The organism is Phytopseudomonas punonensis (genome assembly GCF_900142655.1).
Lineage (GTDB): Bacteria > Pseudomonadota > Gammaproteobacteria > Pseudomonadales > Pseudomonadaceae > Aquipseudomonas > Aquipseudomonas punonensis.
Genome location: NZ_FRBQ01000010.1, coordinates 134,229 through 157,611 on the forward strand (window position 1 = coordinate 134,229; position 23,383 = coordinate 157,611).

At 65.0% G+C, this 23,383-nt stretch carries 24 protein-coding genes; 11 read left to right on the forward strand and 13 right to left on the reverse strand.

Annotation, left to right across the window (positions count from 1 at the left end):
* The first annotated feature begins 13 nt into the window (after nucleotides 1-13).
* The 3 genes from BUC40_RS19855 to BUC40_RS19865 all read left to right on the forward strand — a co-directional run bounded on the left by BUC40_RS19855 (nucleotide 14) and on the right by BUC40_RS19865 (nucleotide 1,700).
* Nucleotides 14-379, forward strand: coding sequence for a BON domain-containing protein (locus BUC40_RS19855; RefSeq protein WP_013789896.1), 366 nt, complete (start codon nucleotides 14-16; stop codon nucleotides 377-379).
* A 61-nt stretch (nucleotides 380-440) separates the two neighbouring features.
* Nucleotides 441-638, forward strand: coding sequence for a CsbD family protein (locus BUC40_RS19860; protein WP_073268062.1), 198 nt, complete (start codon nucleotides 441-443; stop codon nucleotides 636-638).
* 165 nt (nucleotides 639-803) lie between these two features.
* A complete protein-coding gene (locus BUC40_RS19865) occupies nucleotides 804-1,700 on the forward strand; it encodes a hypothetical protein (RefSeq protein WP_073268063.1) in 897 nt (298 codons plus the stop codon).
* 24 nt (nucleotides 1,701-1,724) lie between these two features.
* Here BUC40_RS19865 and BUC40_RS19870 read toward each other — a convergent pair whose 3' ends face one another.
* Nucleotides 1,725-2,675: a threonine dehydratase gene (locus tag BUC40_RS19870; RefSeq protein ID WP_073268065.1), complete on the reverse strand. Its 951-nt coding sequence runs from the start codon at nucleotides 2,673-2,675 to the stop codon at nucleotides 1,725-1,727.
* Nucleotides 2,676-2,759: 84 nt separating this feature from the next.
* On the opposite strand from BUC40_RS19870, the gene BUC40_RS19875 reads away from it, so the two are divergent.
* Nucleotides 2,760-4,100 carry an aminotransferase-like domain-containing protein gene (locus BUC40_RS19875; RefSeq protein WP_073268067.1) on the forward strand — a complete coding sequence of 447 codons (1,341 nt, stop codon included), beginning with the start codon at nucleotides 2,760-2,762 and terminating at the stop codon, nucleotides 4,098-4,100.
* Between the two features lie 69 nt (nucleotides 4,101-4,169).
* Nucleotides 4,170-5,645, forward strand: coding sequence for an AMP nucleosidase (gene amn, locus BUC40_RS19880; protein WP_073268069.1), 1,476 nt, complete (start codon nucleotides 4,170-4,172; stop codon nucleotides 5,643-5,645).
* Between the two features lie 47 nt (nucleotides 5,646-5,692).
* On the opposite strand, the gene BUC40_RS19885 is transcribed toward amn, so the two are convergent.
* On the reverse strand, nucleotides 5,693-5,917 hold the full coding sequence (locus BUC40_RS19885) for a hypothetical protein (protein ID WP_073268071.1): 225 nt from the start codon (nucleotides 5,915-5,917) through the stop codon (nucleotides 5,693-5,695).
* Between the two features lie 145 nt (nucleotides 5,918-6,062).
* Between BUC40_RS19885 and BUC40_RS19890 the strand changes: the two genes are divergently transcribed.
* A complete protein-coding gene (locus tag BUC40_RS19890; protein ID WP_073268073.1) occupies nucleotides 6,063-7,277 on the forward strand; it encodes a cyclic di-GMP phosphodiesterase in 1,215 nt (404 codons plus the stop codon).
* Nucleotides 7,278-7,316: 39 nt separating this feature from the next.
* On the opposite strand, the gene BUC40_RS19895 is transcribed toward BUC40_RS19890, so the two are convergent.
* From BUC40_RS19895 to BUC40_RS19915, 5 genes are all read right to left on the reverse strand, one after another.
* On the reverse strand, nucleotides 7,317-8,927 hold the full coding sequence (locus BUC40_RS19895) for a gamma-glutamyltransferase family protein (RefSeq protein ID WP_073268075.1): 1,611 nt from the start codon (nucleotides 8,925-8,927) through the stop codon (nucleotides 7,317-7,319).
* A complete protein-coding gene (locus tag BUC40_RS19900) occupies nucleotides 8,921-9,718 on the reverse strand; it encodes an amino acid ABC transporter ATP-binding protein (protein WP_073268077.1) in 798 nt (265 codons plus the stop codon). The genes BUC40_RS19895 and BUC40_RS19900 overlap by 7 nt, the downstream gene beginning before the upstream one ends.
* Before the next feature lies 1 nt (nucleotide 9,719).
* On the reverse strand, nucleotides 9,720-10,490 hold the full coding sequence (locus tag BUC40_RS19905; protein ID WP_073268079.1) for an amino acid ABC transporter permease: 771 nt from the start codon (nucleotides 10,488-10,490) through the stop codon (nucleotides 9,720-9,722).
* 11 nt (nucleotides 10,491-10,501) lie between these two features.
* Nucleotides 10,502-11,308 (reverse strand): ABC transporter substrate-binding protein, encoded by an 807-nt coding sequence (locus tag BUC40_RS19910; protein ID WP_073268081.1) that lies wholly within the window; start codon nucleotides 11,306-11,308, stop codon nucleotides 10,502-10,504.
* Nucleotides 11,309-11,384: 76 nt separating this feature from the next.
* Complete coding sequence (locus BUC40_RS19915) at nucleotides 11,385-12,053, reverse strand: GntR family transcriptional regulator (RefSeq protein WP_073268083.1); 669 nt, start codon at nucleotides 12,051-12,053, stop codon at nucleotides 11,385-11,387.
* 458 nt (nucleotides 12,054-12,511) lie between these two features.
* On the opposite strand from BUC40_RS19915, the gene BUC40_RS19920 reads away from it, so the two are divergent.
* Nucleotides 12,512-13,693 (forward strand): MFS transporter, encoded by a 1,182-nt coding sequence (locus tag BUC40_RS19920; protein WP_073268085.1) that lies wholly within the window; start codon nucleotides 12,512-12,514, stop codon nucleotides 13,691-13,693.
* Nucleotides 13,694-13,855: 162 nt separating this feature from the next.
* Nucleotides 13,856-14,566, forward strand: a complete 711-nt coding sequence (locus BUC40_RS19925) for a tRNA (adenine(22)-N(1))-methyltransferase (protein WP_073268087.1) — start codon at nucleotides 13,856-13,858, stop codon at nucleotides 14,564-14,566.
* 24 nt (nucleotides 14,567-14,590) lie between these two features.
* Here BUC40_RS19925 and BUC40_RS19930 read toward each other — a convergent pair whose 3' ends face one another.
* From BUC40_RS19930 to BUC40_RS19950, 5 genes are all read right to left on the reverse strand, one after another.
* Entirely contained in the window at nucleotides 14,591-15,988 is a 1,398-nt protein-coding gene (locus tag BUC40_RS19930) for an ABC transporter ATP-binding protein (protein WP_073268088.1), read from the reverse strand.
* Nucleotides 15,985-16,806 carry an ABC transporter permease gene (locus tag BUC40_RS19935; protein WP_073268089.1) on the reverse strand — a complete coding sequence of 274 codons (822 nt, stop codon included), beginning with the start codon at nucleotides 16,804-16,806 and terminating at the stop codon, nucleotides 15,985-15,987. Before BUC40_RS19935 ends, BUC40_RS19930 begins: the two co-directional genes overlap by 4 nt.
* Complete coding sequence (locus tag BUC40_RS19940) at nucleotides 16,803-17,738, reverse strand: ABC transporter permease (protein ID WP_073268090.1); 936 nt, start codon at nucleotides 17,736-17,738, stop codon at nucleotides 16,803-16,805. The genes BUC40_RS19935 and BUC40_RS19940 overlap by 4 nt, the downstream gene beginning before the upstream one ends.
* Nucleotides 17,735-19,276, reverse strand: coding sequence for an ABC transporter substrate-binding protein (locus tag BUC40_RS19945; RefSeq protein ID WP_083593640.1), 1,542 nt, complete (start codon nucleotides 19,274-19,276; stop codon nucleotides 17,735-17,737). The genes BUC40_RS19940 and BUC40_RS19945 overlap by 4 nt, the downstream gene beginning before the upstream one ends.
* A gap of 140 nt (nucleotides 19,277-19,416) precedes the next feature.
* Nucleotides 19,417-20,319: a LysR family transcriptional regulator gene (locus BUC40_RS19950; RefSeq protein WP_073268092.1), complete on the reverse strand. Its 903-nt coding sequence runs from the start codon at nucleotides 20,317-20,319 to the stop codon at nucleotides 19,417-19,419.
* 102 nt (nucleotides 20,320-20,421) lie between these two features.
* Between BUC40_RS19950 and BUC40_RS19955 the strand changes: the two genes are divergently transcribed.
* The 3 genes from BUC40_RS19955 (at nucleotide 20,422) to BUC40_RS19965 (ending at nucleotide 22,960) form a co-directional block, all read left to right on the forward strand.
* On the forward strand, nucleotides 20,422-20,748 hold the full coding sequence (locus tag BUC40_RS19955; protein WP_073268094.1) for a nuclear transport factor 2 family protein: 327 nt from the start codon (nucleotides 20,422-20,424) through the stop codon (nucleotides 20,746-20,748).
* A complete protein-coding gene (locus BUC40_RS19960; RefSeq protein WP_073268096.1) occupies nucleotides 20,745-21,527 on the forward strand; it encodes an SDR family oxidoreductase in 783 nt (260 codons plus the stop codon). Before BUC40_RS19955 ends, BUC40_RS19960 begins: the two co-directional genes overlap by 4 nt.
* A 371-nt stretch (nucleotides 21,528-21,898) precedes the next feature.
* Nucleotides 21,899-22,960, forward strand: coding sequence for an acyltransferase family protein (locus tag BUC40_RS19965; RefSeq protein WP_073268098.1), 1,062 nt, complete (start codon nucleotides 21,899-21,901; stop codon nucleotides 22,958-22,960).
* A 61-nt stretch (nucleotides 22,961-23,021) separates the two neighbouring features.
* Here BUC40_RS19965 and BUC40_RS22800 read toward each other — a convergent pair whose 3' ends face one another.
* Nucleotides 23,022-23,273 carry a hypothetical protein gene (locus BUC40_RS22800; RefSeq protein ID WP_073268100.1) on the reverse strand — a complete coding sequence of 84 codons (252 nt, stop codon included), beginning with the start codon at nucleotides 23,271-23,273 and terminating at the stop codon, nucleotides 23,022-23,024.
* Nucleotides 23,274-23,383: the final 110 nt, after the last annotated feature.

Below are 23,383 nucleotides of genomic sequence, written 5' to 3' on the forward strand. Positions count from 1 at the left end.
AGGAGTGTTGCCCATGAAACTGCCAGTCAATAAGTTCGCTTTTGCCGCTATCACTGCGACCGCCCTGAGCTTGTCCGTGGCGGGTACCGCTTTCGCCGATACCTACAACAGCACCCAGCCGACCATGCTGGCTGCCAACACCATGGACAAGGCTGAAGAAGCTGTTTCCGACACCTGGATCACCAGCAAAGTCAAATCGTCCTTCCTGGCTGACGACGGCCTCAGCGCTCTGGACATCAAGGTCGAGACCAACAAAGGTGTGGTTTCCCTGTCCGGCGTCGTGAAAACCGAAGCTGAGCGTGACCTGGCTGTTGCCAAAGCCAAGGAAATCAAAGGCGTTCAAGCGGTCTCCGCTGACGGCCTGAAAGCTGCCGACTGATCATGTGTTCGGGCAGGCCCTTTGGGGCCTGCCGTCTCTCTCGATAACAGGAGAATGAATCATGAATTCCGACATCATCAAAGGTAAGTGGAAGCAGCTCAGCGGCGATATGAAGGCGCGCTGGGGTAAGCTGACCAACGACGACGTTGACGTCGCCGAAGGCCATAGCGAATACCTGGCTGGCAAGCTGCAGGAGCGTTACGGCTGGACCAAGGAAAAAGTCGAGGACGAGCTGCGCGATTTCCGCAGCAAGTACTGATTCTTCACCGGCGTTACCTGCGCCACTGATTCTCGGAGAGCCCCAGCCTGTGCTGGGGCTTTCTGCTTTTTGGCGTATGGTGAGCGTCGCCAGCTGGCGGCGAACTTCAAGTTTGCCGTCTGCGGGTCGATACCATGACCATACTCGCCAGGCACAGGACGTAGCATGTCGACGATCACCCCCTCCGGCGCAAGCTCCGCGCCACCGCTCAAGGTCTCGCCTGGGCGCACTACCGATAGCAGCAACTCGAAAGCCAAACCGGCCAGCGAGCCCGAGCAGCAGCCCTCGGTTACCGTCACCCTCAGCGAATACGCCCAGAAACGCGCGAAAACTATGCGTGAGGCCTTTGGCAAGTTGAGCGAAATGCAGGCCAGGCAGGCCGAGACGCGCAAGGACGCGGCACGCCAGCGCCTCGAAGACATCAAGCGACGCATCGAAATGCTCAAGCAATTGGTCATGGCCCTTGGGCCGGCAGCGGCGAAAGGGGCGCTGCGTCAGATCAAGCAACTGGCTCAGGAACTAGGCCAAGCTGCCGCGGTGCTCAAGGAGCCATCCGGCGGTGGCAGCTCCACGATCGATACGGCTCAGGCCGCGAGTGGCGAGAGCGAGGGCACTGCTGCTCAGGGGACGGAAACGGTCGATGCGGTGACTGAAGTTGCACCGGATGCAGAGGTCGAGGTCGAGGCTGAAACTCCTGAGGTGAATGCCGAGGCTGCCGAGCTGGCTGCTGGTGAAGAAGCCGAGGAGGGTGACGAACCCGTCGCCAGCGAAGAGGAGGTCAGCGAGCAGGCGCAAGCTGCTATCAATCAGACCCGTAACGAGCGCAATGAGCGTCAGCGTCGCGCCGACGCCGAAGAACTGAAGAAAGTGGCCGCCCAGCTCAAGCAGTTGCTGGCCATGGTGCGCTCGCAAATCAGTGGCAAGCCGGACGACGAGAGCAAGAAGCTGATCGAGGGCATCGACAAGCAATTGGCCGATGTCGAGAAGGCCGCCACCGAGATGAGCGGCGGTGGCCTTTCCATTTCCGTTTCCGTTGGCGCGTCGTTGTCGATCAGCGTTTAGCACGCCTCACTGCGGGGCTGCGATTTACGCGAGGATCGCGGCCAGCGCCGCACGGTCGACGTTGGCGCCGCTAAGCACCACTGCGGCGCGCTCGCCACGATTGATCTCGCGTTCCTGAATCAATGCCGCCAGGGCCGCCGCACCGGCGCCTTCGGCCAAGTTGTGGGTGTCTTCGTGATAGATGCGCATGGCCTGGCGGATTTCGTCATCATCGACCCGCACGATCCGCGCGGCGCCTGCACGAATGATCTCCAGTGCTTCAGCCTGTGGGATCCGGCAGGCCATACCATCGGCGATGGTATCGGCGCTGTCGGTGCAGATGATTCGCCCAGCGGCAAAGCTCTGCGCATAGCCATCGGCGGCGGTGCTCACCACACCGATCACCTCGGTATCCAGGCCGAGCAGATCACGGGTGCGGATCACCCCACAGATACCCGAACCCAGGCCGATGGGCACGTAGATGCGCTTGAGCGGCGGCGCGGCCTCGAACAGCTCCAGCGCGTAAGTGGCCACGCCGCGGATCAGATCCGGGTGCAGCGACGGCACGAAATGCAGGTTGCGCTCGGTGGCCAGCTCGGCGGCTTTGGCGCGGGCTTCGTCGAAGTCGCGGCCCTGCTCGATCACCTCGGCGCCCTGCGCGGCCATGGCGGCATTCTTCTCGCGGGCGTTGCCCTGCGGCACCACGATGACGATGGGCAACCCGGCCTTGCGCGCGGCCAGCGCCATGCTTTGCCCGTGATTGCCGCGCGTGGCCGAGACTAGCCCGGTGATGGTCGGCTCACGGCGCATCAGTGCATCCACGTAGACCAGCCCGCCGCGCACCTTGAAAGCGCCAGTCGGGGTGTGGTTTTCGTGTTTGACCCACACCTCGCAGCCGAGACGTTCGGCGAGCAGCGGCCAGGCGAACTGCGGCGTTGCCGGAATGCTCGGGCGAATCAGCGTGGTGGCTTGGCGCAGGGCGGCGAGGTCGAACATCGGGTGGTGCTCCGGGGGGGGGCTTTGACCAGATGCTACGGCTCGGGCATTGTATGGGTAAATCTTTATATTGCATGGCAAGCAATGTGGTTACCTGACCTAAAGGGCAGTGCGCTGCCCACTTATCTGGCGCTGGTCGAGGCGATTTCCAGCGCTATCGGCAACGGCGAGCTCAAGCCCGGCGAACAGCTGCCTCCTCAGCGGCGATTGGCCTGGACGCTGGGCATCAACCCGAGCACGGTGATGCAGGCGTATCGCGAGGCGGCGCGGCGGCACTTGGTATCCGGCGAAGTCGGCCGCGGCACTTACGTGTTGGCCGATAGCCATGAAGCCAGTCTGTTCCACCTCAAGCAGCCACGGCTGCCAGCCGACGGCATCGACCTGTCGACCAATGTGCCGGTGCACGATGGCGGCAGTGACGACCTGTCGCGCACATTGCAGCGGCTGATTGCTGAGGGCCGCCTCGATGGCCTGCAGGCCTATGCGTCGGCCGAGCTTGAACAGCGTGGTCGGATTGCCGTCAGCCAATGGCTGCAGCAGCGCGGCCTGCATACGCCACCGTCCCAGGTGGCGCTGTGCGCCGGTGCACAGCAGGGCGTTTCGGCAGCGCTGCTGGCGCTCTGCGAGGCCGGCGACCCGGTGCTGGCCGAAGCCTTCACCGCGCCCGGCATCAAGGCCGCCGCGCGCCAGTTGCGCTTGCCGCTGCATGGTGTGGCGATGGATGAGCGCGGCATTCTCCCTCAGGATCTCGACCGACAGATTCGCGCCACCGGCGCGCGTGTGCTGGTGCTCACTCCATGCCTGCAGAACCCTACCGGCAGCAGCATGGATGCTGAACGTCGCCAACGTATCGCCGAACTGATCGAGCGCCATGGCTTGTGGCTGATCGAAGACGACGTCTATGGCGCCCTTGGCAGCCAGGCGCCCTTGGCCGCCGCAGCGCCGACGCGCAGCCTGTTGGTCAGCAGCCTGTCGAAAACCGTGGCACCGGGCCTGCGCCTTGGCTTCATGCACGGGCCGCAGGCACTGCTCAATCGCATCGATCCCCAAGGCCACGCCACCAGCTGGGCAGTGTCGCCGTTGTGCCTGGCGCTGGCCTGCGAGTGGATCGAGGATGGCACCGCCGCGCGCAAACTGGTCTGGCAGCGTGATGAATTGCAGCAGCGCTGGCGCCTGGCGAGCCGTGTGCTGGGTCCGCGCACGCCGCCCGGCCGCGAAGTGTCGCCGCACCTGTGGCTGCAACCGCCGGACAGCGCCGCCCTGGTGACCGCCTGCCGGGCTGCGGGTGTGGAGGTGGTGCCGGCGGACGTGTTCGCCGTCGGCCCGGCCCAGGCCAGCGCGATTCGCATCAGCCTGGCCGCCGCACGCAGCCGCGCCGAACTCAAACAGGCGCTGGAGCGCATCGCCGAGGCCTGGCCGTTATGAGCGCCCCTTGCACCTTCACAGTAATAAGTGTCAGCTATGATCCGTGAAATTCACGATAAGGAACCGTGCATGTCCCTTTCTACAGACGGCGCTTTTATCGTCGTCAACTCTGCCGAAGAAGCCGTTGACCGTCTGGCTGCGCTGCACAAGCGCGCCACCGAGGGCCTGAGCCAGGCGCTCAAGCGCTACCTGAAAGACCGCGTGCGCCCCACTGCCGAGGAGCAGGAGCTGTTTCGCTACCCCGAACTGCGCCTGACCTACGATTGCCAGGGCGAAGTGCCGACCACGGTGCGCGCCTACGCCAAGGTGCAGGTGCCCGGCACCTACAGCGTCACCATCACCCACCCGGCGGCGTTTCGTAAGTACCTGCTCGAGCAGCTGCAGCCGCTGATGGCGGACTTCACCCTGACCGTCGAGGTCGGCGTCAGCCAGCAATACATTCCCTATCCCTACGTGGTGGAGCAGGGCGACGAGCTGGCCGGCTCCGGGGTGACCGCCGCCGAGCTGGCGCGGGTGTTCCCGAGTACCGACCTGTCCGCTGCCACCGATGGCACTGCCGACGGTTTGTATGACTGGGAGAACACCGACCCGCTGCCGCTGGCGCTGTTCGACGCCGCACGGGTGGACTTTTCCCTGCGGCGCCTGGTGCATTACACCGGCAGTGACTGGCGCCATGTGCAGCCGTGGATTCTGCTGACCAACTACCATCGCTATGTCGACCAGTTCATCCGCCACGGCTTGGACATGCTCAACGCCGAGTCGCGTTTCGAGCGCATGGTGCTGCCGGGCAACATCGTCATTTCGCGCGGCATGGCCGAAGGCGAGATGCAAGCGATCATCGAGACCGTGGTCTGGCACCGCTACCAGATGCCGGCCTATCACCTGCAGGCCGCCGATGGTGATGGCATCACCCTGGTGAACATCGGGGTCGGCCCGTCCAACGCCAAGAACATCACCGATCACCTGGCTGTACTACGCCCGCATTGCTGGCTGATGATCGGCCACTGCGGTGGCTTGCGTCAGTCGCAGACCATTGGCGATTACGTGCTGGCTCACGCCTACATGCGCCGCGACGGCATTCTCGACCGCGTGCTGCCGCCGCACATTCCTCTACCGGCACTGGCCGAAGTGCAACAGGCGCTGCAGGATGCCGCCGCCCAGGTGACCGGCGAGCGCGGGGATGACCTCAAACGTCGTCTGCGCACCGGCACCGTGCTGACCTACGACGACCGTAACTGGGAGCTGCGCTGGGCCCAGGAGCGGCCGCTGATCAATCTGTCGCGTGCCGTAGCGGTGGATATGGAAAGCGGCACCATCGCCGCGCAAGGCTATCGCCTGCGTGTGCCGTACGGCACCTTGCTGTGCGTGTCGGACAAGCCGCTGCACAGCGAGATCAAGCTGCCGGGCGCGGCGGGTGCGTTCTACGAGCGGGCGGTGACCCAGCACCTGCACATCGGCATCACCGCGCTGGATCTGCTTCGCGGCCAGCTCAACTCGCTGCACTCGCGCAAGCTGCGTAGCTTCGACGAGCCGCCGTTCCGCTGATCATTCAGCGACAAGCGAAGGCATGAGTCTGACTCCCAGGCTCATGCCTATTTTTTTGACTTGCCGACCATCATCTTCCAGCGGTTGCGGTTGAGCAGCACGTAGCCGGTCAGCTGCATGCCCGCGGCGATCACCAGGCTACGAGTGAGATCCGGATCCGCCGGGCGTGGGCCGCTGTAGATTTGGTACAGGGCGTAGACGACGCCGATCAGCCCGAGGATGAAGAACACCAGGCCGAGGATGGTCAGGCGATGAAGATTGCGTGGCAGCATGGCAAAAGTCGTCATGGAGAACAGGGCGGCCAAACTAACCTGGAATTTGTGAGGGCGCCAGCCAACTCTGACACTGAACAGTGTCAAGATGCGCTAGATTAATGAGCAGGCATCAACGTGTTCGCTGAGTCGTGTCGAGGCGCCCATGCTGAAAAAGATCCCCACGCAGGCTGTTCGCGTTGGCATGTTCATCCAGGGTTTCGATGGCAACTGGCTGTCGCACCCGTTCTGGAAAAGTCGTTTCGTCATCGAAGACGCCGAAGACCTGGCCCGCGTGCGCCAGAGCGGTGTCAGTGGCGTATGGATCGATATCAGCAAAGGGCTGGATGTCGCGGCCTCTCCGGGTGCTGCTTCGCCTGCGGCCCTGGTCGCCGTCGAAGCGCCGCAGGTGCCGCCCGCCGTGCCGGAGCCGGTTCCGGTGCAGACTTGCAGCGTGCGTGATGAGCTGCAGCGCGCCACCAAGCTGATCAACCGTTCCAAGAAGGCGGTCACCGAGCTGTTTCAGGAGGCGCGCCTGGGCAATGCCATCAATGTCGAGGGCTGCATGCCGCTGGTTGCCGACATCAGCGAGTCGCTGGCGCGCAACAGCTCGGCGTTGCTCGGCCTGGCGCGGCTCAAGCACAAGGACGAATACACCTACATGCACTCGGTAGCGGTGTGTGCGCTGATGCTCTCACTGGCGCGGCAGCTGGGCCTGGACGAAGAGCGTGCCCGAGAAGCCGGCCTGGCGGGGCTGCTCCATGATGTCGGCAAGATGGCCATGCCGCTGGAGGTGCTGAACAAGCCCGGTAGCCTGACCGATGCCGAGTTCGCCATCATGCGCGGCCATCCGCAGTGTGGGTACGCCATGCTGCTGGCTGCTGGCTCGCTACCGGCCACGGCGCTGGACGTGTGCCTCCATCACCATGAGAAATACGACGGCAGTGGCTACCCGGACAAGCTCGCCGGCGAGGAAATCAGCCTCTTGGCGCGCATGGGTGCGGTGTGCGACGTGTACGACGCCATCACCTCCAACCGGCCCTACAAACAGGCCTGGAACCCGGCTGAATCCCTGGCGCGCATGGCGCAGTGGACGGGCCATTTCGACACCCACGTATTCCACGCTCTGGTGCGCTCGGTGGGTATCTACCCACTCGGTTCGCTGGTGCGTTTGGAGTCGGGGCGCCTTGGCGTGGTGGTCGATCTGCTGCCGGGTAAACTCACCACGCCGGTGGTGCGGGTGTTCTTCTCGGCGAAGAGCAAGACGGCGATCACCCAGCAGGAGCTGGATCTGTCGCGGCCAGGTGCGAATGACCGCATCGTCGGCCGCGAGGATCCGGCCGAGTGGGGCTTCAGCAACCTCGACGACTTCTGGCGCTAGTCACCACCACTGCAGCCGCCAGTGCCGCGGCACTGAGGGCTACCACACGGCGATATGCGAGTCGGCGCGTGGCTCGGTGCCGCCACAGAGCACGCCGGTTTTCGGATCACGCACGATGATCTGCCCACGTCCGTAGTCGGTAGAGTCGCAGGCCACGCTCACCTCGTGGCCCAGGCGCGCCAGCGCCGCGGCCAGGTCCCGCGAGGCGCCCTGTTCGATGCCGACCTTCCTGTCGCCCAGCCACTGCCAACGCGGTGCATCGAGCGCGGCCTGGGGGTTGAGGCCGAAGTCGACCAGGTTCATGACCATCTGCACATGCCCTTGTGGCTGCATATAGCCGCCCATTACGCCGAACGGCGCGACCGCCTCGCCGTCCTTGGTGAGGAAACCGGGGATGATGGTGTGGAAGGTCTTCTTGCCGGCGACCAGGGCGTTGGCGTGGTTGGCGTCCAGGCTGAATTCCTGACCGCGGTTCTGCAGGGAGATGCCGGTGTCCGGCACCACTACACCGGAGCCGAATCCGTGGTAGTTGCTCTGGATGAACGAGATCATGTTGCCCTCGGCATCGGCGGCGGCCAGGTAAACGGTGCCGCTGGCGTGCGGGTCGCCGGCTTCAGGCTTGATCGCACGCGCGCCGATCAGCTGGCGGCGGCGCTCGGCATAGCCGGGGCTGAGCAGGTCGGCCACGGCGACGCGCATGTGCTCGGGGTCGGTGATGTGGTGCAGGCCGTCGGCGTAGGCCAGCTTCAGCGCCTCGATCTGGCGGTGCCAGGTTTGCAGGCTGTCGCGGTGATCGAACTCGAAGCCCTGGAGAATCTGCAGGGTCATAAGGGCGACCAGGCCCTGGCCGCTCGGCGGGATTTCCCACACGTCATAGCCGCGGTAGTTAACGCTGATCGGGTCGACCCAGCGCGGCTTGTAGCCTTGCAGGTCTTCCCTGCGCAGGTAGCCGCCGGCGGCGCGCGAGGCCTGGTCGATGGCATCGGCGAGCTCGCCGCGGTAGAAACTCTCGCACCCGCTGTCGGCCAGCGCCTGCAGGGTGCGTGCCTGGGCCGGATTGCGGAACAGTTCGCCGGCTTGCGGCGCGCGGCCCTCAATCAGGAAGGTGTCGAACCAGGCCTGCAGGGCCGGCTCGCGGTGTGCGGAAAATTCATCCAGGGCCACCTGCCATTGGTGGGCGACCACCGGCGACAGCGGAAAACCATCGGCAGCCAGGCTGATCGCCGGTGCGAGTAATTCGGCGAACGGCAGGCGGCCGAAGCGCCGGGACAGTTCGGCCCAGGCCGACGGGCAGCCGGGCACGGTGACCGGTGTCCAGCCGTAGGTGGGCATCTGCGTGTGGCCGGCGGCCTTCACCGCGTCGATGTTCAGCGCTGCCGGCGCGTGGCCGCTGGCGTCCAGGCCGTGCAGCTGGCCCTTGACCCAGACCAGCGCGAAGGCGTCACCGCCGATGCCGCAGCCGGTAGGCTCGACCACCGTCAGCGCAGCGGCAGTGGCGATGGCGGCGTCGATGGCATTGCCGCCGCGGCGCATGATGTCGATGCCGGCCTCGGCGGCCAGGGGTTGCGAAGCCGCCACCATGCCGCGCCGGGCGAACACGCTCTGGCGCTGCGAAGCATAGGGATAGCGGTGGGCAGAAAAACTCAGCATGCGGTTACCTCCGGCAGTACGCGACTCAGGAACGCCCGCGTACGCGGATGGCTGGGTGCGCTGAAAATCTGTTCGGGCGGGCCCTGTTCGATCAGTTCGCCCTGGTCGAGCACCACCACGCGGTCGGCCACTTCCCGGGCGAAGCCCATTTCGTGGGTGACCACCACCATGGTCATGCCCTGTTCGGCGAGCTGCTTCATGACCTGCAGCACCTCACCGACGGTTTCCGGATCCAGGGCGCTGGTCGGCTCGTCGAACAGCATCGCCTGGGGTTTCATCGCCAGGGCGCGGGCGATGGCCACACGCTGCTGCTGGCCGCCGGAGAGCATCGACGGGTAGTGATCGGCCTTGTCGGCCAAGCCCACTTGCTTGAGCAATTGGCGGGCGTGCTCCAGGGCCTGCGCCTTGCTGACGCCGAGCACCTGGATCGGCGCTTCGATGATGTTCTGCAGGGCGGTCATGTGCGGGAACAGGTTGAAGCGCTGGAACACCATGCCGATATCGCGACGCTGGCGGGCGATGTTGCGCTCGCTTTCACGCACCAGCGAACCATCGGCACGCTCGCGGTAACCCATGGGCCGGCCGTTGACGCGGATGCGCCCGCCCTGGATATCTTCCAAGAGGTTGATGCAGCGGATGAAGGTGGTCTTGCCCGAGCCCGAGGCACCGATCAATACCACCACTTCGCCACGTTTGACCTGCAGCGACACGCCCTTGAGGATTTGCAGGTCGCCGAAGGACTTCTCGATATCCAGCGCTTCGATGATCAGGTCCTGATTACTGCTCTGCATTTCAACGACCCCTCAAGAGTTTTGATGTGTAGCTGCCGAACATGCGCTTGGAGGCCGTGGCCGGGCGCCGGTCGGATTGCCCGAAGCGGCGCTCCAGCCAGGTCTGGAAGAAGCCCCACAGGGTGGTCAGCGCCAGGAAGTAGATGGCCACGACCAGGTACAGCTCGAACACCCGGAAGGTCGCCGAAGTGATCATCTGGGTGCTGAGCAGCAGCTCCTGCACGCCGATCACGCTGACCAGGGTGGTGTTCTTGAGCATCAGGTTGAACTCGTTACCGAGCGGCGGGACGATGATGCGAAACGCTTGGGGCAGCACGATGCGGCGCATCAGCTTGCCGAAGGTCATGCCCAGCGAACGGCCGGCCTCGTACTGGCCCTTGTCCACCGCACCGATGCCTGCCCGCATGATCTCCGCCATGTAGGCGCCTTCGTTGAGGCCCAGGGCGATGATCGCGGCCTGCAGGTTGCCGGGTATCACTACCCAGCCCAGATCCAGATCCTCGAAGCGGAAGATGCCGCCCGCCGCCAGCGCCGTGTACAGAAAGACGATCTGCACCAGCAGCGGCGTGCCGCGCATCAGCCACACATAGAGGCGTGCCGGTGCCTGGATGAACGGGTTGCTGGACAACCGCATCAGCGCCGTCAGCAGCCCGATCACGCAGCCCAAGGCCATCGCCAGTACGGCGATGACGCAGGTCATCCACAGCGCGCGCAAGTACACGTCGCTGGGTTGCAGCAGGTACTGCCAGAAGATGTCCCAGTTGAAGTTCATCGTGCCGCCCCTCAGTCCAGCTTGTCGCTGGCGACGTGCCATTTGCCGAGCAGCGCCATGTAGCTGCCGTCGGCGCGCATGTCATCGATGATCTGCTGCACGGCGGCGGACAGTTGCTGGTCGTCCTTGCGCACGCCGATACCGGTAAGGATGCGGCCGAACGCCGGCACGCCTTCCTGGAACAGATCCGGTGCCATCGCCGCGTAGTAGCCGGCGGTTTCCACCGTGGTGCCGTAGGCGTCGACCTGGTTGATGCGCAGCGCCTGGAAGGCATCGGTGTCGGCGTTGTAGACCACCAGTTTCATCGGCGCTTTGCCGGCCTCCGCCAGCTTGGCGTTCTCAGCGTCGAGCAGGGTCTTGATGGTCGAGCCGTTGAGCACGGCGATCTTGCGGCCGGACAGGTCATCGAGGGCCTGGATATTCTTGGGGTTGCCCTTGGGCACGACAACCGACTGGCTGGAGTACATGTAGTTGACGATATCGATCACTTCGCGACGTTCTGGCTTGTCGAACAGTTGGTCGACGATCAGGTCGCACTGCTTGGCAAGCAGCGCCGGTAGCAGACCGGCGAACGGCGTGACGCGCCAGGACACCTGCTTGTCGCCCAAACGTTTGGCGATTTCCATGCCCAGGTCGATGGCCAGGCCAGTCGGCTTCTGCGCGGCGTCGAAAGACACCAGAGGTGGCGAGTCCATGCCCGAGCAATAGGTCAGCTTGCTGACGTCCTTGAGGCGATCCGGAACGGCGGGGGCGGCCGAGGCCAGCGAAGCGGTCAGACCCAGTGAAACGACGGCGACGAGAGAGAATGGAAGGCGCATGGTGGTACTCCGTTTGCTGTGATCGAAAGGGCAGCAGTGAAGTGGAAAGAGGCGACCGTCGGCGGTCGTCCGCTTGTTATTGTTCGGTTTGCAGGAACAGCGTCAGGGCCGGCAAGGTGCCTTCGATGTGCTCGCGAATCACCCGTTCGGCCAGGTCGGCGTCACGGCTGCGCAGGGCGGTCAGAATCTGCACGTGTTCTTCGCGGCCGCTGAGCGGCTTCTCACCGTGCTCGAGCCACAGGCGCATCGGCGCCTCGATCAGCGAATAGAGCGCGACGATCTGTTTCATCAGTCGCGGGCGTTCGCTGATGCTGCACAGGTACTCGTGGAAGATGCGGTGGCGCACCACCCACTGGGCGGTGTCGTCGCGGCATTCGTCCATGTCGTCGAGCAGCCGCTCCAAAAGGGTCAGGTGGCGCTCAGTCACCTTGCCTACCGCAACACGCATCGCCAGGCCCTCGAGGGCGCTGCGCATCTCGAAGACTTCGCGCATCTCCTCGATGTCCAGGCCGCTGACCACCGCGCCGCGGTTGGGGCGCAAGGTAACTAGGCCCTGGGCATCGAGGCGGCGAAAGGCTTCGCGCACCGGCATACGGCTGGTGCCGATTTCGGCGGCGATGTCTTCGGCCACCAGTCGGTCGCCCTTGCAGTAACGCCCGGCACAGATTGCCCCGAGCAGAAAGTTGTAGGCCTCTTCCTCGGCGGTTACGGGCTGGCGCTGGGCGTAAAGCGGGGCGGTAAGCATATTGGCGATCCTGAATAAATGTATCCAATTATCCGTTTAGCCAATTTAGCAAGGAGCGGGCCAGTATTTGTTCGTGCAGGAAATCGCGAGGCTTAACAGCGAGTTGGCAGTTCAGCCTGGCATCGCCTGGGCTACGCCCAGGCAGCGGATGTAACCGAATGAAGCAGACGTCACGCGTAACGCGCCATTGCTGGGCGTTTTGGTGGCATAGGTACAGCGCCTGTGAGTCAGACGCTAGGTGGGATGATGCGGCCGGCTTGCCCGAGCCTGCATGCAGTCAGCGCCGCCCGGCAGCGCGGGGCCATCAAGCATTGGTAAAATGATCGCATGGGCGATACCCATGCCGGCCCACAGCACTGCATTGCCCACAGGCATGACTGTTATGCACCACGATCATTTGACCCTCGCGGCGTGAGTGCATAGGGTGGCGACCCGTTTTTCCAGACTCAAGGTTGCCCATGTCCGCTCGTTCCAAACTGCCGTTCACCATCTACCTGCTGGGCGCGACGATTTTCTCGCTGGTCACCGCCGAATTCATGGTCGCCGGCATGATGCCCGCCCTGGCCGCAGCGTTCTCGGTGAGCCTGGGCGAGGTCGGCAACCTGATCGCCTTCTATGCCCTCGGCATGGCGCTGGGTGGCCCACCTGTGACCCTTCTGCTGCTGGCGCGGGGCATCAGCAGCAAGCATGCGCTGGTCGGCCTATTGGCGGTTTACGTGCTGGCGGGCGCGCTGGCAGCGGCGGCGCCGAGCTACGCGATATTGGCGGTGGCGCGGATCATCATGGGCGTCTCCAGTGCCGCGTGTATCGGCCTATGCATGACCCTGTGTGCGGCGATGGTCGCTCGTGAAGATCGCGGCCGGGCGGTATCCGTGGTGCTCGCCGGCTTGATGCTGTCGCCGGTTGCTGGAGTGCCGATGACCGCTTGGATCGAACAGCACCACGGCTGGCGTGCCAGCTCCTTGGCCGTCGTCGGCCTGGCGCTGATCTGCACCTTGCTGGCCGCCATGCGCCTGCCAACCGCCGGAGCCGGCGGTGAAGCCAAGCTCGGCCACCAGCTGAAAACCCTGCGCACCCGCCGTCTGTGGGGCGCCTACCTGACCAGCGGGCTGATCATCGGCGCCACCTTTGCGGCCTTCAGCTATTGCACGCCGATCCTGATCGAAGAGGTCGGCCTGGCGCCAGGTCAGGTCGCGCCGATGCTGGCGCTCTACGGTATTGCCAACCTGATCGGCAACATGGTGGTGGGGCGCTTCGCCGACAGCCACACCTTTGGCGTATTGGGCCTGGGCCTGGCCATGATGGTGCTGCTGATGAGCGTTTTCGCTCTGGCGGGCGACCAGCTATGGCTCAACCTGAGCTGCTTTATCGCCATCGGCCTCACCGGCGTAGCGCTCAACCCGGCCATGGTCGCGCGGGTGATGAAGGCCGCCGAGCCTGGCGCGCTGGTCAACACTCTGCATACCTCGGTGATCACCGCTGGGCTGGCATTCGGCAGCTGGGCCGGTGGCGCGGCCATCGAAGCCGGCTTTGGGCTGCGTGCGCCGCTGTGGGTTGGCGCCGCCATCGCGCTGCTTGGCTTGCTCAGCGTGATTCGCCCATTCGCTGCCCGTCGCGTGGCGGCCAGTCCCTGCACCTGATCGCAATGCTCGATTAGCGCGTCGCCGGTACGCTGGGAATATGGTGGCGCGCTCACCGCATCGCCCCCCAAACTGCTCTCCGGCGGTTGCCTCACTCGCCATTGCCCGACAGAATCGCCCGCCGGCTCGGTCGAGCCCGCTAGTGTACTCATGAGGCTGTAGTTGAACGAACGCAAGTTATCCGCCCGCCTGGAGCGCGTCGCTGCCCAGGTGCCCGCCGGCGCGCGGCTGGCCGATATCGGCACCGACCACGGTTACCTGCTCGTCGCGCTGATGAACCGCGGCCTGATCAGCGCCGCGGTGGCCGGTGAGGTCGCGCTCACGCCATGGCGCGCGGTCGAGCGCAGCGTTCGCGAGAATGACCTGGGGGAGCGCATCGCCGTGCGTCTGGCCGATGGTTTGGCCGCCATCGAGCCTGCCGACCGCATCGACGCCATCAGCTTTTGCGGCATGGGCGGCGAGACCATTCGCGACATCCTGGCGCGCGACAGGGCACGCCTCGGCGGCACCGAACGCTTGATCCTGCAACCCAACGGTGGCGAGCAGCCGCTGCGCCAATGGCTGATGGACAACGGCTACCGCATCCTTCATGAGGAGCTGCTGCAGGAGAACCGCTTCTTCTATGAAATCATCGTCGCCGAGCCCGGCCAGCCGACGCGCTATAGCGAACGGGAGCTGTATTTCGGCCCGCAGCTGCTGCAGGCGCGCGACCCGGTGTTCGTCGCCAAATGGCGGCGCCTGCTGCGCCTCAAGCAGCAGACCCTGGCCGGCCAGGCTCGATCCAGCCAGGGCGTAGCCGAGGAAAAGCTGGAGCAGCAAGTGCGCTGGATCGCCGAGCTGCTCGCGGCGCACGACGGTTCTGCACAGGCCTGAAGTGGCCGTGCAAAACCATGCCGGTCAGTGCCCCAGGCGAATGCGCTGATCCGCTACCGCCTCGATCAGCGCCTCGTCGTGGCTGACCAGCAGCACCGCGGTGCGCCGTTCGCGGGCGGTTTCCACCAGCAGCTCGATCATCTCCTGCTGGGTAATCAGGTCGAGGCGCGAGCTGGGTTCGTCGGCGAAGATGAACACCGGGTCGAGCAGCAGCACGCGCAGCAGCGAAAAGCGCTGCAGCTCGCCACCGGAGACGTTGCCGGGCAGGCGGTCGAGCAGGCCGCGGTCGAGACGCAGGCGCGCCAGCAGAGCGTCGATACGGCTGGCATCGAGGCGATGCAGCTTGACCAGATCAGCCAGGCAGCGGCCCAGGGTGACGGTTGGCGGGAAGGCCGCCACCGGGTCCTGATAGAGCTTCTGGAAGGCTACGCGCGGCGCGTTGCGCTGCTTGCCCACGCTACCGCTGCGCGCCTGCATCAGGCCAAGGATGACGTCGCCCAGGGTCGACTTGCCGCAGCCCGAGGGGCCGGTCACGCCGACCACCTCGCCAGGGCGCGCGTCGAACGACAACCCTTCGAACAGCACGCGGTCGCCGCGCTCCACGGCCAGGTTGCGCACCTGCACCACGGGCTCGCCGCTCGGCACTGACGGCTCACGGCGCGGCCAGCGCGACGGATCGGCAGCGAGTAGCCGGCGGGTGTATTCGTGGGTCGGCGCATCGAGCACCTGCGTGGCGCTGCCGCTCTCGATGACCTGGCCCTTGAGCATGATCATCACCTCGCCGCCTAGCCGACGTGCCACCTCGATGTCGTGGGTGATGATCAGCAGCGTGCCGCCATCGGCGATGCCCGCCTGCAGCAGGTTGATCACCTCGCCGATACGCGCGCTGTCGAGGCCCTTGGTGGGCTCGTCGGCGATCATCACCTTGGCGCCGCCGGCGTGTGTAGCGGCGAAGGCCAGGCGCTGGGCCATGCCGCCGGAGAGCTGGAAGGGAAACTTCGCCTCGGCCTGTTCGATGCCCAACTGCGTCAGATCCTGGCGGCTTTGCTGACGGGATTCTTGAGCGCTTTTGCCGACCACGTAGCGGTAGGTTTCCGCCACCTGGTCGATGGCACGCATGGTCGGATCCAGGCTCAGCCAGGGTTCCTGTGGCAGCACGGCGAGCTCGCGGCCCCAGGCGGCACGCCGGCCGCTGGCCTGGCCTTGTTCGCGCAGGCCGCCGGCCAGTTCGATCTCGCCGTGGGCCGAGAGGCCCGCTGGCAGGTTGCCGACGATGCCCTGGGCGAACAGGCTCTTGCCCGAGCCGGTCTCGCCGATGATGGTCAACACCTTGCCCGGCCACAGATCGACGGACAGCGGTTCGACCAGTTGCGCCGTGGCAGTGCGGATGGCCAGGGAGCGGGTGCTCAGCAGTGGTTTCATGGCTTGCGCCCCCCGGCAATCAGCAGCAGTGACAGAACGATCAGGAAAATCACGGTGATCGGCAGGGCGATCACCGACGGCGCTTCGGCGAAGTACGGCAGCAGCTCGGTGATCATCAGCCCCAGCTCGGCGGTGGGCGGCTTGACCCCCACGCTGACGAAGCCCAGGGCGGCGATGGCCATGATCGCCGCGGCCGCGCCAAAGGCGCCGATGGTCATCAGCGTTGGTGCCAGCTCCGGCCACAGGTGACGACGGATGATGTACGCCGGGCCGAAACCGAGCAGCTGCGAGGCTGCTACCGCCGGCGAGGCCAGTACGGTGCGCGCCAGGGCGCGGGTCATGCGGAAGTATTCGATCCACAGCACCAGCGCCACTGCGCCATACAGGGCAAGGAACGAACCGGGGTAGATGGCCACGATCAGCAGTACTAGCAGTAGGCCGGGCAGGGCCAGAAACATCTCGGCCAGCAGCCCAAGACCCTTGTCGACCCAGCCGCCTTTCCACGCCGCCAGGATGCCCAGCAGTACGCCGGGAATGGCCGCGGTGGCGACGCTGACCAGCGCCAGGCCCAGGGACAGGCGCACCGCAGCGGCCAAGCGCGCGAGCATGTCGCGGCCCAGGTGATCGGTGCCCAGCGGGTGGGCGCTGCTCACGCCAGCGAGAATCGCGCTGTAGTCCTGCCTGGCGATATCCACGTCCCAGAAAAACGGTACGCAGATGGCGAAGGCGACCAGCGCCGCGAGCAGGGCGAGGCCGATGAAACGAACGGTCGAGCGCGATACGGGTGCCGCTTCGGCGATGGCGATTTCCAGGCTCATGCGGTCCTCCGGCGCGGGTCGATCAGGTGGTTGAGCAGGTCCACCACGGTATTGAGCAGCACGAACATCAGCCCCATGGCCAATGCGCTGCCCTGCACCATGGGCACGTCACGCTGGACGATGGCGTGCACCAAGCCGTGGCCGATGCCCGGCCAGGCGAACAGGGTCTCGACCACCACCACGCCTTCGATCAGGTACACCAGCTGCACGCCGAGATAGGTCACCACCGGTACGCCGATATTGCGCAGGCCATGGCGCATAAATACCTGGGTGCCGCTGAGGCCCTTGAGGCGGCCGAAAGCGAAGTAGGCGGACGACGCCACCGCTACGGTGGCGTCCCGCGCCACGCGGGAAGACACCGCCGCCAGACCCAGTGCCAGGGTCAGCGTCGGCAGGATGGTATGGGGGAGGCTGCCATGGCCGGCCGACGGCAGCACCATCAGCCACACCGAAAAGATCAGCACCAGAATCACCCCGAGTACGAAGTGCGGAATGGCGCGGGTGAGCGTGCTGAGCAGCAGCAAACCACGGTCCAGCATGCCGCCCGGGCGCAGCCCGGCGATCACCCCGAGCGGCGGGCCGATCACAAAGGACAGCAGCACGGCACCAACCGCCAAGCGCACGGAGCTGCCCAGTTCGTGGGCGACCATGTCCATGACTGGCCGGCCGGTGACCAGCGAGTTACCGAGGTCAAGGGTCAACAGGTCGCCAATCCACGCGGTAAAGCGCCACAGCACCGGCTGATCCAGGCCCAGTTCGGCGCGCACCGCCTCGGCCGCCGCGCTGTTGACCATGTCGTAACCATAGCGCCCGGCGGCGATGCGATAGGCCGCATCACCGGGCAGCAGGCTCATCAGCAGGAAGGTCAGCGCGCCGATCAGCACGGCGACCATCACCGCCTGCAGCAGGCGAAAGCCCAGCAACCGCATCATGGACGCCACCGCATGTCGCTCAGGCCAAAGGTGCGCTCGAACGGATCGATGAACGCGCCTTCGACCTGTTGGGACACGGCGATGGACTGGCGGTACCAGGCGATGGGAATCAGCGGCAGATCGTTCTGCACCAGCGCCATCAGCTTGTTGCGCAGTTGCTGTTGCGCGGCCGGGTCATCGCTGGCCAGCAGTGCGCTCAGGGTCTGCTCGAACTGCGGGTTGTTCCAGCCCAGCGGGCCCCACTCGGCGCCGCCGTTGCCGAAGTCGGCCATCAGGGTCAGCAGCGGGTCGGGCACCAGGGCGTAGTTGCGCCCGTACAGGGCCAGTTGCAGGGTGCCGTCGTTGTGGGCGGCAGGGATGGCACTGGCGTTGGTCACCGCGACCTCCACGTCCACACCCACTTCGCGCAGCTGCGCCTGCAGGGCGGTGGCGATCAGCGGCAGTTCCGGGCGGTCGGAGTAGGTGAGCAGCTTGAGCTGCAGGCGCTGGCCGTCCTTTTCCAGAATGCCGTCGGCAGCCGGCGCCCAGCCCTGGGCCTTGAGCAGGTCACGGGCCGCCTGCGGGTCGTACTTCAGCGGCGGCAGGCTGGCGTCGTGCCAGGCCGGCACGCTGCCGGCGAACATCTGTGTCGCGCCGGTGCCCGGGGCGCGCAGCACGGCAGCGGTGATGCCCTCACGGTTGATCGCCAGGCTCAGGGCGCGGCGCACCTCGATCGGCGCGGTTGCGCCGCTGCCGGCATTCGCTGCCAGCACCAGCACCCGCGGCACTGGGCCCATCAGCACCTGCACATTGGGGTTGCGCTGCAGGCGCGCGATGCTCGGTGGGTCGAGCTGGAACACCAGCTCGGCGCCACCGCTCTCGGCCATCAGCGAGCGGGTTTCGCCACGCCCGGCGCCCAGGTAGGTGGCCTTTTCGATGCTCGGCTTCTCACCCCAGTAATCCGCGAAACGCTCGGCCGCCAACCGCTGCGGTGGCTCCAGCAAGGTCAGCCGATAAGGCCCGGTGGCGATGATCTGTTTGACATTGCCCTCGGCATCGTAAGCCGCGCTGGCCAGGATATTGGTGGACGAGTGAGCCAGCAGTGCGGCGAGTGGCTTGAAGGGCTTGCTCAGGGCAATCACCACGTCGTTGCCCTTGGTGCTGATCGCGGTGATCGGCGCGTCGCGCAGCATGCCGGGCTTCTTGCGCGCCGCCTCCAGGGCGTGGGCGGCGACCGCCGCGGTAAGCTCACTGCCATCATGAAACTTCACGCCCTGGCGGATCGACAGCGTCCACTGCTTGCCGTCGTCCGATACGCTCCAGCGCTCGGCCAGGGCCGGCAGCGGCTGGCCCTTGGCGTCGGCTTCGAGCAGGGTTTCGGTGATCTGCATGCGCTGGAAGATGAACCCGGAGATCGCCGGATCCAGCCCGCCGATCTCGAATGGCGCGACCACGTCGAATACGCGGTCTTCGGCGGCGACAGGGTTTGCGGTCAGCGTCAGCCAGGTGGCAAAGGCGCCGGCGAGCAGTGAAAGGCGAGGGCGGTTCCTGAGAAGCATGGGCTAATCCTTGGCGAGTCCGATTGACGGGCAGGAGCCAGCGCCGCACTGCCCGGTGTAAAAATGGCCGGACAATATAGTAATGTTATGTTGTATCGTCTAGCGGCGATTGCTGTATCGCTGCTGGGAAACCGGTCACCTCAGGGCAGGTCGCGATCCAGCAGGCAGTCGATGAATGCGCTCAGTGCTGCGGGGCGGTATTGCCGGTTCGGGTAATAGAGGAACAGTCCCGGGCGCGAGATCGACCAATCGGCGAGCACCTGTACCAGCCGCCCCTGGGCCAGCAACTCGCCCACGCCTTCGCGCTCGAAGTGGTAGGCGATGCCGAGGCCCTGCAGGGCGGCAGCGATGCCGATATCCGGGTGGTTGGTGATTACGGGGCCATCCACCGCGACCTCCAGCGGATGCCCGCGCTCCTGAAATTCCCAGCGATAGGGCCTTCCATCCATCTGTAGGCGCCAGTTGATGCAGGCGTGATGCTGCAACTCGGCAGGAGTCTTCGGCGTGCCCCGGCGGGCGAGGTAGTCGGGAGATGCCACCGCGATCATGTTCAGGTCGGGGGTGAGGCGCACGGCCACCACGTCCTTCTCGAGCCGACCGCCGACACGGATGCCGGCGTCGAAACGGCCACGCACGATATCGGCCAGTGCGTCGTCGACCACGATGTCGAGCAGCACATTCGGGTGGGCCTGATGGAAGCGCGCCAGCCGCGGCGCAATCAGGGTTCTGGCGGCGATGCCGGGGGTGTTGATGCGCAGCGTGCCACCGAGTTGGCCGGTCGCTTCACTGGCTTCGGCGACCGCAACAGCCATTTCCTGAAACAACGGGGCGACACGCCGATAGAGCCGCTCGCCGTGGGCCGATGGCGCAACGCTGCGGGTCGTGCGATTGAGCAGGCGCACGCCAAGGCGCGCTTCGAGCTGCCGAATGGTCTGGCTCAGCGCCGAGGGCGAGAGCCCCAGATACTCGGCCGCGCGGGCGAAGCTCTGGCGCTCGACGATGGCCACGAAGGCTTTCAGCTCGGCAAATTCCGATCCACGCATTATGTGCTTTTCTCTACATAGCCAATGCGGATTCTAGGCGATTCATTTAATGCTGTCCGCTGCGCATCCTAGGGCCGTCACTGATCCCATGGAGCCGACAGCATGTCTACCCTGAACCTCCCCGAACCCATCGCAGCCTACTTCGCCGCTGAGCACAATCCCGCTGCCCTGGCGAATTGCTTCACGCCGCACGCGGTCATGACCGACTTCGGTCACCGCTACGCGGGCATAGATGCCATCAAGGCCTTCGTGGCCGAGGTATCGGCCAAGTACAGCGCCACCAGCGAGCCCATCGCCATCGACCGGGAGGACGGCTGCCAGCTCGTGCGCACCCGAGTCACCGGCAACTTTCCGGGCAGCCCGACCGTGCTGTTGTACCGCTTTCGTCTCGAACGCGGCCTGATCGCATCGCTGGAGATCACGGCATGAATTTCGATCTTCGACTCGACGGCCTGCGTGCGCTGGTCACCGGCGGTACCCAGGGCCTTGGCGCCGCCGTGGTGCAGACCCTGGTGTCAGCCGGCGCCCGGGTGATGGCATCGGCGCGCGACGTATCGGCAGCGCCGGTAGAGGGCGTCACTTATATCGGCGCCGACCTGACCACCGCGCAAGGCGTCACGCACCTCGCGCAGAGCGTCTTGGATCACTGGGGTGGTGTCGATATCCTGATCAACTCGGTTGGTGGTTCGAGCGCGCCCGCTGGTGGTTTTGCCGCCCTCAGTGACGAGCACTGGCTGGCTGAGCTGAACTTGAACCTGATGCCGGCCGTGCGCCTGGACCGCGCGCTGTTGCCGTCCATGCTGGCCCAGGGCGCGGGCGTCATCCTGCATGTGAGCTCGATCCAGCGCATGATGCCGTTGCCCGAATCCACCACAGCCTATGCAGCCGCCAAGGCAGCGCTCACCAACTACAGCAAGTCCCTGGCCCGGGAAGTGACACCCAAGGGCGTGCGCGTGCTGAGCGTCGCACCCGGCTGGATAGAGACCGAGGCGTCCATAGCCTTTGCCGGGCGCCTGGCTGAACAGACGGGTACCGACTACCAGGGTGCCAGGCAGATCGTCATGGACGCCCTAGGCGGCATCCCGCTGGGCAGACCCGCGACGCCTCAGGAGGTAGCCGACCTGATCGTCTTTCTGGCATCGCCGCGGGCCACCTCGGTTTCCGGCTCCGAGCACCGGATCGACGGCGGCACCGTCCCTACGCTGTAACCGGCAGCGCAACGGCGAGTCCCGAGGCCCGCCGTTGCGCCTTTCTGTCTAAAGGCGACGCAGGCGAAAAGAACGCCTGATCGCCGACAGCCTGCCGTTGTGGTCGTCCATTCTCAAAGCAGTCACTGACACTCAGCCGTTTGTGGGAGAGCGCCATGCGCGCGAAATCTTCCTCACGCGGAGAAGTAGCGCCGGGTGGCTGTGTATGGGGGGGCTCGCTGGATTATCGAAAATCAATCGTCTGTATGCGCTATCGCAAGGCATCTGATGAACTACTCGAAGCTCACCGGGCTCAGATGAGCGATTCGTCGGCATTCGTTCCCCATCTTCGTGGAAACGCTGTCTCGCTTAGCTAGTACAGAGGACTCAGCATGACCAAGACCACGCCTGAAAAGGATCTGCGAATAGAGACCATTCGCGGACTGGCGCTGTTTCTGATGGTAGCGGGCCATGTCATCGGTAGTTCGTCTGACCTGGGCATGAAGGTGCCGGACGACTCCGTGCTGCGCTACCTCTATGAATCCCTCGTTTACATTCGCATGCCGCTGTTCACCGCCATCTCCGGCTATGTGTATGCGCTGCGTCCGTTGCACGCCAGCAGTGACCTGTCGCGCTTCTACGAGGGCAAATTCAAACGCATCGGCATACCGCTGCTGACGGTCTCGACGCTGTTCTTCGTCTTGCAGATGGTCGTACCCAACACCAATGACAAGCCGCAGCTGAGCGACATTTTCAGCATCTACTTCTTCAGCTATGCGCACTTCTGGTTCTTGCAGGCAATCTTCTGCATCTTCGTGGTGATCTCGCTGCTGGAGAAAGCAGGCCTGCTGCTTAGCCTGCGCAACTATGGCCTGGTGTTCGCGGCGGCCCTGGCGGCGTCCTTCGCGTCGGAGGGTTTTCCGAACCTGTTCAGCCTCGACCGGGCGGTGGAGCTGTTTCCCTTCTTCCTGCTGGGCCTGGGGCTTTATCGCTTCAGCGCGCAACTGATCACCCGCAGCAGCGTCATAACCATGGCTGCGGCGCTGGTGATTTTGGTCGGCATCGACCAGGCCTATCTGTTCGCGCTGCTCGACCTCGACGACGCCAACCTAGCCCTGGTCGGCACCGCCCTGGGCCTGGCCGCCATCAGCCTGTTGATCGCCCGGCGCTTCTACTGCATGCCGCTGGCCTGGCTGGGTTACTTCTCCTTCGAGATCTACCTGTTCCACGTCTTCGGCACGGCGGGGGCGCGCATCGTGCTGAACAAACTGCAGGTCGAGGAGCAGTGGCTGGTCTTCACCGTCAGCATGGCGCTGGGACTGCTGCTGCCGGTGGCGTTCAAACTGGTGCTGGAGCGTATCGGCCCGCTGCATTTTCTCGGCGTGGCGTTCTTCGGCGCCAAGACGCGAGTCAACCGCACCACCGCGCCGCTACAGGAGAAGGCCACGGCCTGATTCGGGCAGCCATAAAAAAACCACGCCAAGCGTGGTTTTTTTATTCAGGGTCTTGAAGTGCTCAGTCGAAAACGAAGCGGCCACTAAAGACCTGCTGACCGTTCAGCGTTACCGAACACTGCCTGGCGGTTTCGACTGGCATAACCTTGCCGAGCAGAGGCATCAAACCTTTGTAGAAGACCTTGTCGCAGGCTTCCGTTTTCTCGAATGCGCTGGCATTGCCTTTGGTGTCCGCCGTGATCGCACAACCTTGCATCAGTTCGGGAGAGAGCTTGTCGAGCGCGACGTTCTCTTCCGAGCCGCTGGATTGCAATTCGATAAGCTCATTGTGTAGTGGTCAACCCATCCCGGACAGTGGGTTAAGTTTTTCTTCGGCCACCGCAGGTGGCAGTCCGTCGTTGTACTGATGCGGCCTGATCCAGT